Raw genomic sequence first — 14,667 nt, 5'->3', positions numbered from 1 at the left:
ATTTAAGTCCATAAAATGGGACATAATCAAGTCGAGAGGGGGATTTGAAAATTGGATCCGGTTTAGAAATGACAAACGCAGAAAAGCAAAAACCCAGCCATAAGCTGGGTTTTCAGAATGTTGGTGCCCGGACGCGGAATCGAACCACGGACACGGGGATTTTCAATCCCCGTGTTTTTGGAAAGCAGTGAAGTGAGCTGTCGTTCTCATCTGAAAAATATTATTCAGGTGACGAAATGCATTCAAAAACGAAAGTTATCCCCGTAGTTTCTACCAAAGGTGGAGAGGGGAAATCAACTCAAGCCGCTAATCTGGGGGGATTCCTTGCCGATGCAGGCATAAAAACCCTCATTATTGACGGCGACCACGCCCAGCCTACTGCCAGCAGTATCTATCCCTTAGAATATGAAGCACCTTGCGGCCTCTACGAGTTGCTTATGCAAACCGTCGACCTATCCCAGGCCGAAAACATCATTTCCCGCACCGCGTTCACGAACCTTGATGTCATTGTCTCAAACGATCCGCGCAATCTTTTACCTACCTACATGCTCAATGTTGCAGATGGGCGCGTGCGTCTGCGCAATGCATTGTCAAACTCGGTATTTAGCCAGTATGACGTCATCCTGATTGATTCGCAGGGGTCACGTTCAGTGATGTCAGAACTGATTATTCTGGCCGCAACTGGCGAGATGATTGGAATGGTCAAGCCTGTGCTGCCTGATGTGCGTGAATTTATGCGCGGCACAGTTGCTCTGATGGAAGAACTGCTCCCTTACATGGCTTTTGGGATCAGTCTTCCGAGTATACGCATGCTGGTTAACTGCATGGACTATACGCTGCTTGCGAAAACCACGGTTGAACAGGCCGAGAGCATCATACTGGGTGGCGATTACAGTCAGCATTCAGACAAGATCGTCATCAACATGCTACAGACGCGCATTTATGATCTTGATGTTTATAAGCAGGGGCATGCGGCCGGTCAGCCTGTTCACCGCCTGGAGAAAAAAACGTCCCGTAAGAGCGATTCAGCATTCGACTCAATGCACAAACTTGCCTGCGAACTGTTCCCTGAATGGAAGCATAAGTTCGACGTGCTTGCGGAAGAAGGGGGATCAAAATGATCCTTTCCCCTGTTTTTTCAGCAGCCCTCACCATGACAGTTAATAAAATCAATGCCGGACGGCAGCTGAGTATAGGTGTTATCAAGCGGCCCTCGGCAATGGCCTCTCTCAAGGGAGGCGCGTATGTCTGACAACCGCAGAAATATTCCAGGTATTTATTCACCTGATGCCGAGCAGTCTGTTATCGGTGGCCTGATGCTGGATAACGATCGCTGGGATGACGTTGCTCTCCATCTGAGCGCTGATGATTTCTTTCTCAAGGTGCATAAGGCCATCTTTCAGGAAATGTCCCGGCTGGTATCAGCCGGTAAACCACTAGATCTGATTACGCTTTCTGAAAGCATTGAACGTCGCGGTAAAGACGCTCTTGAGCAACTGGGGGGATTCGCTTACCTGGCCGAGCTGGCTAAAAATACGCCAAGTGCAGCAAACATCGTCGCTTACAGTGAAATTGTTGCCAGAAACAGCCGTGGGCGGCAGCTGGCGGCCATTGGTGCTGAGATCACCGAATCAGTCAAAATGCCCGGCACGAATATTGAAAAGCTCATGGAAACCGCCGAGCACAAAATAACACGCCTGGCGGAACGTGCTGAGCCTGAACAGGCCGTGACGCTGATTGATGGCATGGAAAAGCTACTGACGGAGCTGGAGCGTCGATGCAATGTGCCTGATGGTATTACCGGCACGCCTACAGGATTTGATGATTTTGACGCTATGACCAGCGGCCTGCAATCCGGTGATCTGGTGCTCATCGCGGCCCGCCCATCAATGGGGAAAACGGCTTTTCTAATCAATCTGCTGCTCAATTCACTGCTTAAAAAAGCCGGTTCAGTGGGGCAGTTTTACAGTCTTGAGCAACCTGTTGAACAAATTCTGATGCGCATGGTTGCTTCTCTTGGCAGTGTTGATCTTACGCACCTCAAAAGCGGGCTGATGGATGACGAAGACTGGGCCAAGGTATCCGGTGCCTATTCTATGATGACAGAAGATTTCAACGATCGCCTCATTATTGATGATACGGGCTCACTCACGCCGGCGATGCTGCGTATCCGCGCTCGCCGAAATGCGCGCCGTTATGGTCATCCGTCAATTATCGGGCTTGATTATCTGCAGCTAATGGGCTGTCCGGATCAGGAGAACCGCACGCAGGAAATCGCCGAGATATCCCGTTCCCTGAAAGCGCTGGCCAAAGAGATGGGGTGTCCAGTTGTTGCACTTTCTCAACTCAACCGACAGCTGGAAAGCCGAGCAGATAAACGGCCAAACAATGGTGACCTGCGTGATTCTGGCGCGCTGGAACAGGATGCTGACGTTATCGTCTTCATCTACCGTGATGAGGTCTATCACGAGAATACCGAAGATAAAGGTGTTGCTGAAATCATCATCAGTAAACAGCGTCAGGGACCCACAGGGACCATCCGCCTGCAGTATGAAGGCCGGTTTACCCGCTTTAATGCCCTAAACAGCCCGGCGGGGAGGTCAGAATGAGCAACGTCAGCAAACTGAACCTGGGCTCAGCGATGTTACAGCGGGGCAGATCGCCCGCTAAGGTTAATGCCGGTACTGATACAACTCCACTGCCGGTCAGTGAGATGGCGATGGTACTGACCCTTGATCAGTTGCGCCCCAACCCCGATAACCCTCGTAAAGGCCGTAACCCACGCTATGAAGAGATCAAATCTTCGGTGCGTGCACGCGGTCTGGATTCCATACCTAAGGTCACGCGTGACCCTGATGGTGAAGATGTTTACATCTTCAGTGACGGGGGAAACACGCGATATCAGATCCTCTGTGAGCTCTGGCAGGAGACCGGTGATGAACGGTTTTATCGTGTTCACACCATTTTCAAGCCCTGGCCGGGCAGGCTCAAATGCCTCGTAGGACATCTGGCTGAGAATGAGGTGAGGGGTGATTTAACTTATTTAGACAAAGCTTTCGGCATCCACAATGCAAGGTCAATTCAGGAGGAACTTGTGGGAAGGCCGGTTTCTCTACGTGAGTTATCTGACCTGCTTAATCTTGAAGGCTACCCAATACATTCTTCAAGCATCAGCCGTATGGAAGACACTCTCAAATACCTTCACCCGTATATGCCTTCTCTTCTTGAGGAGGGCTTGAGCAGAGGCCAAATCCTTCCACTACTGAATGTCAGGTCGCTTGCAGAAAAGGTATGGTTGAAATATGACATTTCCGAAAATTCGGCTGAGGCGTTCCAGCAGGTGTTTGGAGGCGTATGCCAGAGTTTCAATGATCCTGACAGTTACTCGTTTGATCACCTGCGAGACGAACTGATAGGACAGTTAGTAAAGGCGCTGCCTCACCCGAGCCTCAATTACGATCGCTGGCTGATTGAACTGGACCCGCGCGAACAAAAACGCCGTGAGCAGTTTGGTGAGCCGCCACCGCTACCCTCGCTCACGCCGCCGCCCGGGCGGTCTGCTGGTCGTGAACGCGCTGAGCCGGGTGTGACCATTCTGCCGTCGGATACTTCATCAGCCCTCCAGCCTACGGGTCTCCGGAGCGGTACGTTAACGTCTACCGGCCGCCCTGAACCAGCGCCGGACCTGACTTTGAACACGTCACTGCCTGACGCAGCGTCAGTCACTGCCGGCAGTGAACCGCGTCGCGAGGTGCAGAACGATTTGTTTGGCGGGTGTCCTGTCATCAGCGGCGAAAGTGAAATTATCACGGATGAGAATGCGTCCTTATCCTCGCCTGAGTTCAGTGCCGGCTCGCTTGTCTCGGCGTTCACAGATCCTGAAGAGGCCTCCTCTGATGAGGTAATCAGTTCTGTTGCTTTTGCGGAAACCGGGCTGGAACCGGTCAGCGATATCTGGCACATCTCCGCGCTGCAGGATGATACGGAACATCTGCAGGATATGGCATATCGCCTTGTGTTTGAGATTGCTGAGGCCATGGGCTGCGCGGACTGTGTGCGGGAAGATAAAAATCCTTTGTCTGCCGGCTTTGCCGTATCCGACAGCACCCGCGAGTTTACGCTGTTTCTGGCGGGTCTTTCCGGTTCAGTTCCCAATTCTCAGTTCAATATGTTTATGTTTTGCCTGAATTTCTTCGGATCGCAGGTTCCTTCGGATACGGCCGTTTTTGATGATATTACGGTAGTGAAAACAATGCGCCTTATCCGGGTTATCCGTCGCCTGCGTGAACTGCAACGCCTGGCTGCTCAGGGAGGGGACAATGTCTGACGATCTCAATGATGAAATGGCGCAGGCCAGCACTGCCCTTTTTACTCAGCGCGGTATTGATGCAATCCGTGCAAAGGTGCAGTGTCTGCGGCCCTCAAAAGAAATCTGCGAATGCTGCGGTGCCGATATTCCCCCTGAACGGCAACGTGCCGTTCCGGGTGTGGAGTTCTGTGCCGGCTGTAAGGACGTGAAGGAAAAGCAGATGCGTCATCGTTCGGCTGGCGGCAGAGGGAACGGGTATGTCTGAGCAGGCAAAAGTTCTCGAACGCATACGGCGCCTGATGGCGCTGGGAACCCGCAATAGTAATCCCCACGAAGCCGCACGGGCAGTCAGGCTGGCTCAGCGGCTGATGCAGCGCCACGGCCTGACAGCAGACATGCTTTCACTCAGTGAGGTCAGCGAGTCCGTGTGTCAGGGGCTTAGCAGTAATGCCGACAAAGTCCCGGCTTGGCTGAGCTCGCTGGCGACCGTCGTCTGCATGGCCACGGGCAGTCGTTGTTGGTTTGGCTGGTATATCCATACCAGCCTTCAGGGTGTGAACAGCGTGCGCAGGGCACTTCACTTTTACGGTTTTAATGAGCGTCCCGAGGTGGCGAACTACATCTTCGCCGTTCTGCAGCGGCAGCTTAAGGTTGCTACAGACGCGCACATGGCAGGGTATCGCAAGCGCCGCATCCTCATCGGTACGCTGAGGCGTCGGGCCGACCAGTTCAGGGAGGGCTGGGTCGCCGGCGTCTGGCAGGTGCTGCAGTCGTTCGCCCCGACAGACGGTGAAAATGTCGTCCTCAAACGCTGGCTTGGCCAGCGTCATTCCGGTGAAACGCTGCGGGAACTCAACGTGCGTAATGCCGGAAGGTGCCGCGGTGACAGACTGGCCCGGGAAAAGGGTTTTCTGACCGGCCGTGAAACGGAATTACATCAGGGAATCGGCGGCGCTCAGGCTCCGCGACAGATTACAGCGCAGGAGAATGTACATGACTGACTTTCTTTTATGGATTGCCTGCCTGTCAGGCTGGTTTTTTGATGTTCTGCTCGTCGCTGACCAGACAATTTCAGGAGGTGGCCTGTGAGCCAGCATAATCTTTCTCAGGCCACCACGGCCATTCTCTCTTCACTTCTTATGGACGTTAAGAGCGGTAACATCCGCCGATGTGAGTCGCTGGGGATGTCAGTTGAGGAGATAAGGGCACTCAGTCAGTTGAGTCTTGATGAGTTGCATTATCTCAGCCAGTCGCACGTTTCCGTTCTGGATATCAGCCTGAATCATGAAAATTTCTGGCTGATGCTGAACCAGGCTCGCAACGAACTTAAGCGCATGCTGATGATTGATCGTGCACTTGAGCTTGGCGGGTCCATGGAGCTGATTGACAAGTACTTTGGCCTTTCTCCAGCTGAGGTAAGCGCCCGTCGCCGACTGATGGGAATTGAGTCGCGGCAGGGACGTACACAGTCCCTGACGGAACCGCAGGATGCGGCGCTCTGGACCGAGTGGAAAGCGGCCGGACTGTCCTCTCCCGACTCTCATCAGGCGCTGGAGGCAATGATGCTGGCTTCTGAACAACACGGTCTGTCACTGACTGCCGTGTGGAGCCGGGTCAGTCAGTGGTGCCGCGAGGCAGGTGCTGCAGCACGCCGGTCTGAATCTACCGTACGTAAGGAGGCGTGATGCAGCTGGGTGATTTCTCTCCCCGTCAGCAGGTGTCGCCGGCTGTCAGGCGCCGCGCACAGACGCTGTTCCGGGCGGCATGCTGCGGACACAAGGTGTTTCGCCGGCTGACCATGAACGGTTATCTCAAGATAGATGTGGGTCCGTTCTGGCGCATCCTGAGTAAAGATGGCGGACGGCAGTGGTGGCTGATGGATCATGAGACCTACAACCGTGAAATTCGCCGGTAAAGGACGACCGCTGATGACCACACAGTGCCGGGTCTAGCCCGGCACTGTGCTGTCTCAGGCAGAAGAGGAGATGATTAAATGACCATTCCAGCCGATAGCATTGTGGCTCACACGCTGTCCAGAATGCAGAAAAATCTTGAGCGGCGGTCAGATATCGGCGATGTCAGCCAGGAGCGCAGCGGCCTGCTGTTTATGGGCAATGTGCACGACGCTTTTCCGCGCAGGCTGTTCCTGGACACGCGCCTTTCACCGCTCGATAAAACCGCCTGGGTGATGATCCGGCTTTATGCGCAGCAGAATGAGGGTGCCATTTTTCCTACCTATGATGAACTACAGGCTCAGCTCGCATCAGCCCATTCAGATAAGGCATCCAGGGACACGGTCAGTCGCGTTCTGCTGATGCTGCGCCTCACCGGCTGGCTCAGCCTGTGCAAACGCGTACGCGATGACCGCGGCCGGGTAAGGGGGAACATTTATGCACAGCATGATGAGCCGCTGGGTTACCGTGATGCAGAAACCTTTGACCCGGGCTGGCTGAAGCTGGTCGAAGACAGCTGCCTCAGCCGGAACAAAGCCGTCCGGATGACGGCGCTGGCCGTAGTAAATGACATCCTCCAGGATAAGGGGATGCGGCATCGCCACAGCCGCCTTGCGCTGATTGAGAGTCGACTGAGCGCACCGGAAACGCCTGCTCAGATGGTCCATCAGCGGCACACTGAACAGCTGAGTCCGAAAAACGGACTCAGTAAAAATAGCATAAAAAACAGCCAGAATTCACTGAGTCCGGAAAACGGACTCAGTACACCTCCAACAGATAAAATACCGGGTCCTGATTCAGGACTCAGTGATAAATCAACATGTTATACCGGAGTCCGAAATCCGGACTGTAACGTACGTTCTTTCACACAGAGTGTGAATAAAAAAACGTACGTACCCTGTGAAAATCACTATCTGCCTGACGATTTTCTGAACGGGCTGAACAGCGAAGACCGTCACATGCTGACCTCGCAGATGGCCTCGCTGCCTGAGGTTGTCGCAAAGGCCCTTGCTGGCATGCTGCAGGAACAACTTAACCGGGGCAAACTGGCCAACCCTGCTGGCTGGCTGTTTTCCATGCTGCGCCGGGCGCGAAACGGTGAACTGAAACTGTCCGAAGAGACGACGAAGCGCGATGCCGCTGGTGAGCCTTTGCGTATGACGGAGACGCGAAAAGTCCCGCCAGCGAATCTGCCAGTGATGCCAACCAGTCGCCCGTCACCGGAGGATGTACGGGCAATGATCAGTGCCATACGAAACAAAATAATTACCTGAAAAAAAAAAGATTAAAAAGTGATCAGTGTTGCGGGGCGCAACAGCGGTCAAAAAGTGAGCAGTGTTGCGGGGCGCAACAGCGGTTAAAAAGTGAACGTAATTCTAAAAAGGATGAAAGGTGAGTGCCTTTGCTCGTCGTTAAACACCAATAAGCATGCGACGAACAATTTACTTCTCTTAATTATGAATTTCACATGTTGTAAGTGCTCAGGTTTCACGACTATGCCTGCTCATCTTAACTGAATACAGGTGGCGACAACGATGGCAGAGAAACAAAAGCGGGCAGGAGCGCTTCAGTCCGAACTCCATATTGAGCTCCATACAAATTATGCAATCGGATTATGGGAGGGGCGTAAGAGAGAAAAGCCTGAAGATGGTAAAAAAGGCAAACAACCTATTATGGGGATGCCTCAGTTCCTTCATCGTGCAACTCTGATTAACAGAGATTCATTAATGAACGACCCCTGGGCGGATGCAGCAATGCTGGAACTGGAAGAGAAAATTGAATACGCCAGTAAAGAAATGAACACTTTGATTGAAACCCTGGAAAAGCAAATGAGCTTTGTCCCCGCAGGCGTCACGATAAGTGATGCCCATGCCGCCGAAACACTCGACCTGACGGTATTCAGTGGCACACCGCTTGGCTATCGCTGTGTTTTCCTGTTGATGGGATTTGATCAGTTTGCCAAAAAAGTTCTGCAGGCTGCGCATTATGGCGTTGTATCGCGCAAGCAGCGTTATGAGTTACTGGGTGATGGCAGCCGGCTGTTACGTGAAATTTATGGCTGTGTCATGCGCTATCGTAAAACAGGTGCAACACGTTTTGATGCCGTTGAAAACAATGATATCTGGCAGAGAGCCTGTGAAGAAGTCGGTGAGCCTGATCGTGCCGTCCTGCTGGGACAGAAGCGTTCTGCCTTCTCTCCACCGGTTAATGAAGCAAGCGTGAACCTCCTTCGCCTGCGTTATCAGGCTGTCTGAAACGCCGGGGGCAGCCATGCGGCTTTATATTTGTGAAAAGCCCTCTCAGGGGCGAGATCTTGCTGGCGTGCTGGGTGCAACGCGTCGCGGTGAAGGATTTCTGTCGGGCAGCGGTGTGACCGTGACATGGGCGGTGGGTCACCTCCTTGAAACGGCTTCTCCTGAAGCCTACGGTCAGCAGTACGGTAAACCCTGGTCGCTTTCAGCGCTGCCGATCCTGCCAGCTCCCTGGCAGGTCGTTGTTAAAAAGGACACGCAGGATCAGTTCAAGGTCATTGAGCGGTTGCTTCGCCAGGTTGATGAGGTGGTGATTGCCACCGATGCTGACCGTGAGGGTGAAGTTATTGCGCGAGAGCTGCTGGACTACTGTCGGTGGGAAGGCCCGGTGCAGCGTCTCTGGCTCTCTGCGCTGGATGAACCCAGCATCCGTGCGGCACTTCAGGACCTCCGCCCCGGTCAGGCCACGCTGGGTATGTATCATGCCGGGCTGGGACGTGCCCGTGCTGACTGGCTGATAGGGATGAATCTCTCGCGGCTTTACACCCTGCGAGCCGCCGAAGCGGGCTTTGACGGCGTGATCTCCGTCGGGCGAGTGCAGACCCCCACGCTGGCGCTGGTTGTCCGCCGGGACCGCGAAGTCGCGTCTTTTGTGCCAAAACCCTACTGGCAGGTCAAAGCGCTTCTTTCGGCTGGCGGCCTTACCTTCCCCGCGCAGTGGGTGCCGGCGAAAATCTATACTGACGATGAAAAGCGCTGTATCCACCAGAATATCGCGCAGCAGGTGGCGCAACTCTGCCGGCAGACAGGACGTGCTGTCGTCACCGGGTGTGAGACGAAGCGTGAAAAAGTTGCGGCCCCTCTGGCGTTTTCGCTTGGTTCCCTTCAACAGGCCTGCGGCAGACTCTGGGATATGTCTCCCCAGCAGGTGCTGGATACCGCTCAAAGCCTGTATGAAAAGCATAAGGCGACAAGCTATCCCCGGACCGACTGCGGTTATCTGCCTGAATCCATGCAGGAAGAGATCTCCGATGTCCTCGATGCCATCGGCCGTACTGATCCGGAATGTGTGCCATTACTGACTCGTCTTGACCGGACATTTGTGTCTCGCATCTGGAATGACAGGAAAATTACGGCACACCATGGCATTATTCCCACCCGAACCGCCTTTCAGCTCTCGGCCCTGACGGAGTCTGAGCGTAAGGTTTATCTTCTTATCCGTCGCAATTACCTCGCCCAGTTCCTGCCCCTGTATGAATCCGATATCACCCGGCTCCAGTTCGACATCGGCGGGCAGCTGTTCCGTACCACGGGGCGCACCGAGGCAGTAAAGGGCTGGAAGGCTCTCTTTGACAAAGCCGGAGATGAAGATGCGCAGGCGGATGACGATGCAGCGATGGCGCTGCCACCGCTCTCTCAGAATGCCCCCTGCGCCGTGACAGGTGCTGAGGTAGCGCAGCTGATGACCCGGCCGCCGGCGCACTACACCTTTGCCACCCTGATTGGTGCGATGATGAACGCCTCCGCTTTCGTTACCGATATCGCGCTGCGTAAGGTACTGAAAGACAATACGGGTCTGGGCACTGAGGCTACCCGTGCAGGTATAATTGAACAGTTGCTGAACCGCCGATTTATTGTGCGTAAAGGCAGTAAGCTGATGGCCACAGAACTGGGTAGTGACGTCATTGATGCTCTTCCCCCACAACTGACTGAACCCGGCATGACCGCGCTCTGGGAGCAGGCGCTGGATGAGGTCGCTGCAGGTCGCATGTCACTTGACGACTTTCTGCAACGGCAGGCTGGCTGGACGCGCAATCTGGTCAGTCAGGGCGCGCAGCAGCGGGTGAATATTCGCGTGCCTCCCTCCCCTCCCTGCCCACTGTGCGGAAGTAAAACCCGACTGCGAAAGGGAGAAAAAGGTGAATTCTGGAGCTGTCAGCGCTATCCGGTATGTAAGGGCGTCATTAATGTCAGCGGCAGTAAAAATAAACGTTCCCGTAAGGCTAAGTCTCCTGAATCAAAGAAGAATTAATCCGTTGTCTCCGATTGCGGGCCATCAGGGGCTTTGCTATTGTGACACCGGCTCTGAAGCCGCACCCCGTGACTGCGGGTTCCGTCATCATCTAATGCATGTGCTGACGGAATACAGTCTGACCGGCCTCGTCCACACCTGAACGGGAGCCGGTAAGGCACGAAAACTCCGTGAAAACCGTGTCGGGCCCTTTCAGCCCCGGAGCCACTGCAATATGCAGCTTAACCTTTGGTCGAAGGTGCAGACCTCAGAAGGCGGTGCCACATGGCGCCGCTTTTTTATTTTCAGGCAGTGATGATTTTTTGCGCGGTTCAACGTTGACAACCGTTGCGACTGAATGAATGATTAAGGGGCTTATCGTTGTCTTCCCGACAACTGCCAATGTTCCGGTGATTTGAGAGGGACGCCTTCGGGTAATCACATGCCAATGCCATCACAACCTGAGAGATGGCGCTTTCGGGCGGTTCTAAACCTGTTAACCTTTGCAAACAGGGACCTGTTAGTCAGGTAAAGGTCCACTTCACCAATTCAGCCAGTCGGCAAATTATGCTGACCTCCCTGCGGGAAACATTTCCCGTACGGGACAAATGTTTCTCCGCTACCTGTTCAGTTTTACTCCGGAGAAAACATCATGACTGCAACTAATCAAACCCCTGCTTCAAATGGCTCTGCTTCTGGAAATCAGAAAAAAGAGTTTTTCAACCTTAATGTCAGCGGCATCGGTTATCTGAACTCGATACGTCGCCTTCAGGGCCCTAACGGTGAGTTCACCTGCGCTGTTATTAACGCTCTGACCGGTCCGACTGACAATGCTTCCTATACCCGATTTGATGTCACCATCGCGGGCCCGGAAGCAACCAAACTGATCAATCGCTGCCAGAAAGCCGTTGATGAAGAAGAAAAGGTGCTGCTCGGATTTGTACTGAGCGGACTGAAAGCCGATGTGTTTACCCTCCAGTCGGGTGATCACGCTGGTGAAAGTCGCCCTTCTCTGAAGGCCCGCCTGATAAAGGTGGAGTTCATCAAGAAAGGCCAGGACGTGGTTTACCAAGCACCCAATGCTTCCCAGACGCCGGAATCCGGTTCATCTGCTCCGAAAGAGTACGATCCGAACTCATTCTAAGCGTCACGGACACACCACCGGAACACATCCCGGTGGATGTGCTCCTCTCAACCCAATTCATAAGAGGAAATCATTATGTCCGCACGCGGCGTCAACAAAGTCATACTGGTTGGTCATCTCGGCCAGGATCCTGAAGTACGTTACATGCCAAATGGCAATGCAGTAACCGGTTTAAACCTGGCGACTTCAGAAAACTGGCGTGATAAACAGACCGGTGAAAACCGTGAAAATACCGAATGGCATCGTGTCGTGCTGTTTGGCAAGCTGGCTGAGGTTGCCGGTGAATACCTGCGAAAGGGTTCACAGGTGTACATTGAAGGCCAGTTACGCACCCGCAAATGGACTGATAACAACGGTACCGATCGCTGGACAACTGAAGTCGTTGTGGGTGTTAACGGAACGATGCAGATGCTGGGCGGGGGTCGCAATAACAGCTCCAGTACCAGTGGAAACAATGCGCAGTCAGGTCAGCAGGGTGGCTGGGGTCAACCTCAGCAGCCACAGCAGACTCCGTCAGCGCCAAGAAATCCACAGAATGAGCCACCGATGGATTTTGATGATGACATACCGTTCCTCGGACACGGTTATGGCATCTGTAAAAAAGCCATTTACGCAATTTCATAATGGATTCAGATAAATATACCCTCTTATGCGCCAGTTCAGTCTGGCGCTTTTTTCTTCTATAATGATGTTCATTAATCAGGAATGTCACTGGAGATCTACCATGAACACACGCTACGAAGCTGACGTTGTTGCCTGGGCTCAGGAGCAGGCAGCTTTACTCCGTGCCGGTCGGTTCTCTGAGATTGATATTGCTAATATCGCCGAGGAGATCGAAGACGTGGGTAAAAGCGAAAAGCGGGAGCTGGCCAGTCGTATGGCCGTTCTGCTGGCGCATCTTCTCAAATGGAAGTTTCAGCCAGGCCGTCGTGGGTCAAGCTGGCAGCGAACCATCAAAGAGCAAAGAAAAGCACTGGCATTACATATAAAAGGCACTCCGAGCTTAAAAACGGCTCTTACCGATAGTGACTGGATTGCTGCAGTATGGGCAGATGCAGTCTCTTCTGCAGCTCAGGAGACACAGCTTGATGTTTTTCCTGAAGATTGCATCTGGGAAATGGGACAGATCTTGTCTCAGGAATACTACCCGAATTAATTTTGTCAGCCTGTATTAAGATTAAGCGCCATTGTGGCGCTTTTTTTTGTCCTGAATTCCCTGGTATTTAGTCAGTTATCGGAAACCCGTCCATGACATGAAACTTGCTTTTATGGCGTGGACGGGTTGCCCCGAAGGGGAGTTATTTTTCAGTTGCCAGCACTTCGGTCAGTTTGAACGAATCGGGCTGCAGCTGGATACTGTTGTAAATAGCGTTAATAGTAAACTTCTGACCAGGTTCGATATTACTGGCCATATCTACAGCCTGCCCGATGACGACGTCATTTTTCAGCAAATTAAATTTAACGATAATATTGCCGAGCGTTTTACCACTGGTATTTTGTCCCAGCCCTTGAATGTTCTGCAGACCGTTTTGCGTTTTCTGGAAGTGCAGGTCACTTACCGCAACTTTGTTGCTGGTCGCGGCCAAAGCTGCTGAGCTGGTAATGAAAACTGCGGCGAAACAGATGGCTGATAATTTTCTTTTCATAACACCCTCTTGATGAGTAATCCTTAACGTGACGAACTGTCACTTTTCTTCTATCGGCCGTCAGTACTTTATTCTTCAATCTGAACTCAGAGTTTCACATTGCCCGCTTTTTCATCACCGCCAGAATAGCTCTCCTGATTAGGCCATATCTGTGGTGAATCCTGATGGTATTTCCTCCAGACAACACGATTGCGAAGGTTGGTATAACCGACTGTTCACTCTTTCTGCATGACAGAAGTAATCCTTTTAAAGACGCAGTGCCCTTAAATCAGGAGGGATATAGTGAGTAGACCGAAGTTGAACGAAAAGAAGAGAGCTTTCTACACTGTGCTCGACCTGCTTTACTTTGGCACCGCTGACGCTCTGGTCATCTACCTGCTTGTTTACATGCTGGCTGCGGGAAGCTCATACCTGATGCTAAAACCGCATGTTGGCTGGCCTGCAATTATTGCCGTTAACCTTGGGGTTTACACGCTGAACCAAATTATCTCTCGCGTCTTTAAAAATGACGATGTCGGTATTGTGGTTGCGTTGGGGTATCTCATAGTGACCTTGCTTCCGCTTTTTCATCTCTTTTTTTAAGGGATCTCATGATCAGCGGAGAACATACAAGGATCAATACCAGCATGGTAACCAGGAGGATTAAATACAGCCCACTCCAGGCTATCGGTACAGGCTCGTTCACTGCCACGCTGACAATCCAGGTAAGCGAACCCAGGTGTACAGCAGGAAGTAAGAACTTATGAAAGCCCGTCACCCATGAAAGGTAGCGAATTATGTTACCCCGTCGACCAGAAGGCATTTTAACTACGGCTTTATCAATGATAAGAGCGTTGAGCAACCTGTGACTTTTCAGGATAAGAACATCGCCCTTTTCATTAGTTATAGCCTCACAAAAGATGACGCCATAAAAATGGTGGCCATGAACAAGGGCTTTGAGGAAATGGTTTTTATTACTGAAAATCTTTAACGCTTCGCCGCGAAATACCACAACAGGGGGAGTGCTCGATGACTTTTTTGTTTTGGATGAGCCGACGCGTGAAAGCTTTGGATTTCGGGTTGCGTATATAATCCCATCTCTTGCGGCTCGCAATGATTGTGCTGCCTCGATTTTCCCGAGATTCGCTGCGGAGGTGAAATGGTAAACTGCTTTTTCAGAGGGTTTGTTTTTAAACTTATACCAGACGTAACTGATTAGCACCCACAGAAGGAGAAGGCTACTGAGCAGAGTCAGCATTCCACCAAATATTGAAGACACCTCACTGATGTCGTAAGTACTTTTCCAGTATTCCATGCATATCTGCCATTGCCACACCTGAATTAACTATCGGCTGTGGATTTTTTTCCTTCAGT

The 14,667-nt window shown here is 52.4% G+C and carries 16 protein-coding genes; 14 read left to right on the top strand and 2 right to left on the bottom strand.

Going from position 1 to position 14,667, the window contains the following annotated elements:
- The first annotated feature begins 236 nt into the window (after positions 1-236).
- From LH22_RS00145 to LH22_RS00085, 13 genes are all read left to right on the top strand, one after another.
- On the top strand, positions 237-1,121 hold the full coding sequence (locus tag LH22_RS00145) for a ParA family protein (protein ID WP_038643508.1): 885 nt from the start codon (positions 237-239) through the stop codon (positions 1,119-1,121).
- A gap of 123 nt (positions 1,122-1,244) precedes the next feature.
- A complete protein-coding gene (gene dnaB-PI / locus LH22_RS00140; RefSeq protein ID WP_038643507.1) occupies positions 1,245-2,609 on the top strand; it encodes an SPI-7-type island replicative DNA helicase in 1,365 nt (454 codons plus the stop codon).
- Entirely contained in the window at positions 2,606-4,327 is a 1,722-nt protein-coding gene (locus tag LH22_RS00135) for a ParB family protein (RefSeq protein ID WP_038643506.1), read from the top strand. Before dnaB-PI ends, LH22_RS00135 begins: the two co-directional genes overlap by 4 nt.
- A complete protein-coding gene (locus tag LH22_RS00130) occupies positions 4,320-4,574 on the top strand; it encodes a TraR/DksA C4-type zinc finger protein (RefSeq protein WP_038643505.1) in 255 nt (84 codons plus the stop codon). The genes LH22_RS00135 and LH22_RS00130 overlap by 8 nt, the downstream gene beginning before the upstream one ends.
- The gene (locus tag LH22_RS00125; RefSeq protein WP_038643504.1) at positions 4,567-5,310 is read left to right on the top strand and encodes a DUF2786 domain-containing protein; all 744 of its coding nucleotides are present in this window, start codon (positions 4,567-4,569) and stop codon (positions 5,308-5,310) included. Before LH22_RS00130 ends, LH22_RS00125 begins: the two co-directional genes overlap by 8 nt.
- An 84-nt stretch (positions 5,311-5,394) precedes the next feature.
- Positions 5,395-5,994 carry a DUF2857 domain-containing protein gene (locus LH22_RS00120; RefSeq protein ID WP_038643502.1) on the top strand — a complete coding sequence of 200 codons (600 nt, stop codon included), beginning with the start codon at positions 5,395-5,397 and terminating at the stop codon, positions 5,992-5,994.
- Positions 5,994-6,224, top strand: coding sequence for a hypothetical protein (locus LH22_RS00115; protein ID WP_038643500.1), 231 nt, complete (start codon positions 5,994-5,996; stop codon positions 6,222-6,224). Before LH22_RS00120 ends, LH22_RS00115 begins: the two co-directional genes overlap by 1 nt.
- Positions 6,225-6,302: 78 nt before the next feature.
- On the top strand, positions 6,303-7,535 hold the full coding sequence (locus tag LH22_RS00110) for an STY4528 family pathogenicity island replication protein (RefSeq protein WP_038643499.1): 1,233 nt from the start codon (positions 6,303-6,305) through the stop codon (positions 7,533-7,535).
- Between the two features lie 261 nt (positions 7,536-7,796).
- Complete coding sequence (locus LH22_RS00105) at positions 7,797-8,516, top strand: PFL_4669 family integrating conjugative element protein (protein ID WP_038643498.1); 720 nt, start codon at positions 7,797-7,799, stop codon at positions 8,514-8,516.
- Positions 8,517-8,532: 16 nt separating this feature from the next.
- Positions 8,533-10,545: a DNA topoisomerase III gene (locus tag LH22_RS00100; protein ID WP_038643496.1), complete on the top strand. Its 2,013-nt coding sequence runs from the start codon at positions 8,533-8,535 to the stop codon at positions 10,543-10,545.
- A 631-nt stretch (positions 10,546-11,176) separates the two neighbouring features.
- On the top strand, positions 11,177-11,668 hold the full coding sequence (locus LH22_RS00095) for an STY4534 family ICE replication protein (protein WP_038643495.1): 492 nt from the start codon (positions 11,177-11,179) through the stop codon (positions 11,666-11,668).
- A 75-nt stretch (positions 11,669-11,743) separates the two neighbouring features.
- Complete coding sequence (locus LH22_RS00090; protein WP_038643493.1) at positions 11,744-12,292, top strand: single-stranded DNA-binding protein; 549 nt, start codon at positions 11,744-11,746, stop codon at positions 12,290-12,292.
- A 100-nt stretch (positions 12,293-12,392) separates the two neighbouring features.
- Entirely contained in the window at positions 12,393-12,824 is a 432-nt protein-coding gene (locus LH22_RS00085; RefSeq protein ID WP_038643491.1) for a DUF29 domain-containing protein, read from the top strand.
- A 142-nt stretch (positions 12,825-12,966) separates the two neighbouring features.
- Here LH22_RS00085 and LH22_RS20820 read toward each other — a convergent pair whose 3' ends face one another.
- The gene (locus LH22_RS20820) at positions 12,967-13,314 is read right to left on the bottom strand and encodes an FxLYD domain-containing protein (protein WP_038643490.1); all 348 of its coding nucleotides are present in this window, start codon (positions 13,312-13,314) and stop codon (positions 12,967-12,969) included.
- A gap of 282 nt (positions 13,315-13,596) precedes the next feature.
- On the opposite strand from LH22_RS20820, the gene LH22_RS00075 reads away from it, so the two are divergent.
- Positions 13,597-13,896: a hypothetical protein gene (locus LH22_RS00075; protein WP_038643489.1), complete on the top strand. Its 300-nt coding sequence runs from the start codon at positions 13,597-13,599 to the stop codon at positions 13,894-13,896.
- On the opposite strand, the gene LH22_RS00070 is transcribed toward LH22_RS00075, so the two are convergent.
- Positions 13,856-14,608: a hypothetical protein gene (locus tag LH22_RS00070; RefSeq protein ID WP_038643487.1), complete on the bottom strand. Its 753-nt coding sequence runs from the start codon at positions 14,606-14,608 to the stop codon at positions 13,856-13,858. The genes LH22_RS00075 and LH22_RS00070 overlap by 41 nt on opposite strands.
- Positions 14,609-14,667: the final 59 nt, after the last annotated feature.

Source organism: Pantoea rwandensis (assembly GCF_000759475.1).
Lineage (GTDB): Bacteria > Pseudomonadota > Gammaproteobacteria > Enterobacterales > Enterobacteriaceae > Pantoea > Pantoea rwandensis_B.
The sequence above is the reverse complement of the archived record's forward strand: the minus strand, read 5'-3'. Positions and strand labels throughout refer to the sequence as shown.

Bases quoted from the DNA above. Each gene is read 5' to 3' on its own strand.
- LH22_RS00145 (WP_038643508.1), top strand. From the start codon at position 237: ATGCATTCAAAAACGAAAGTTATCCCCGTAGTTTCTACCAAAGGTGGA.
- dnaB-PI (WP_038643507.1), top strand. From the start codon at position 1,245: ATGTCTGACAACCGCAGAAATATTCCAGGTATTTATTCACCTGATGCC.
- LH22_RS00135 (WP_038643506.1), top strand. From the start codon at position 2,606: ATGAGCAACGTCAGCAAACTGAACCTGGGCTCAGCGATGTTACAGCGG.
- LH22_RS00130 (WP_038643505.1), top strand. From the start codon at position 4,320: ATGTCTGACGATCTCAATGATGAAATGGCGCAGGCCAGCACTGCCCTT.
- LH22_RS00125 (WP_038643504.1), top strand. From the start codon at position 4,567: ATGTCTGAGCAGGCAAAAGTTCTCGAACGCATACGGCGCCTGATGGCG.
- LH22_RS00115 (WP_038643500.1), top strand. From the start codon at position 5,994: ATGCAGCTGGGTGATTTCTCTCCCCGTCAGCAGGTGTCGCCGGCTGTC.
- LH22_RS00110 (WP_038643499.1), top strand. From the start codon at position 6,303: ATGACCATTCCAGCCGATAGCATTGTGGCTCACACGCTGTCCAGAATG.
- LH22_RS00105 (WP_038643498.1), top strand. From the start codon at position 7,797: ATGGCAGAGAAACAAAAGCGGGCAGGAGCGCTTCAGTCCGAACTCCAT.
- LH22_RS00100 (WP_038643496.1), top strand. From the start codon at position 8,533: ATGCGGCTTTATATTTGTGAAAAGCCCTCTCAGGGGCGAGATCTTGCT.
- LH22_RS00095 (WP_038643495.1), top strand. From the start codon at position 11,177: ATGACTGCAACTAATCAAACCCCTGCTTCAAATGGCTCTGCTTCTGGA.
- LH22_RS00090 (WP_038643493.1), top strand. From the start codon at position 11,744: ATGTCCGCACGCGGCGTCAACAAAGTCATACTGGTTGGTCATCTCGGC.
- LH22_RS00085 (WP_038643491.1), top strand. From the start codon at position 12,393: ATGAACACACGCTACGAAGCTGACGTTGTTGCCTGGGCTCAGGAGCAG.
- LH22_RS20820 (WP_038643490.1), bottom strand. From the start codon at position 13,314: ATGAAAAGAAAATTATCAGCCATCTGTTTCGCCGCAGTTTTCATTACC.
- LH22_RS00070 (WP_038643487.1), bottom strand. From the start codon at position 14,608: ATGGAATACTGGAAAAGTACTTACGACATCAGTGAGGTGTCTTCAATA.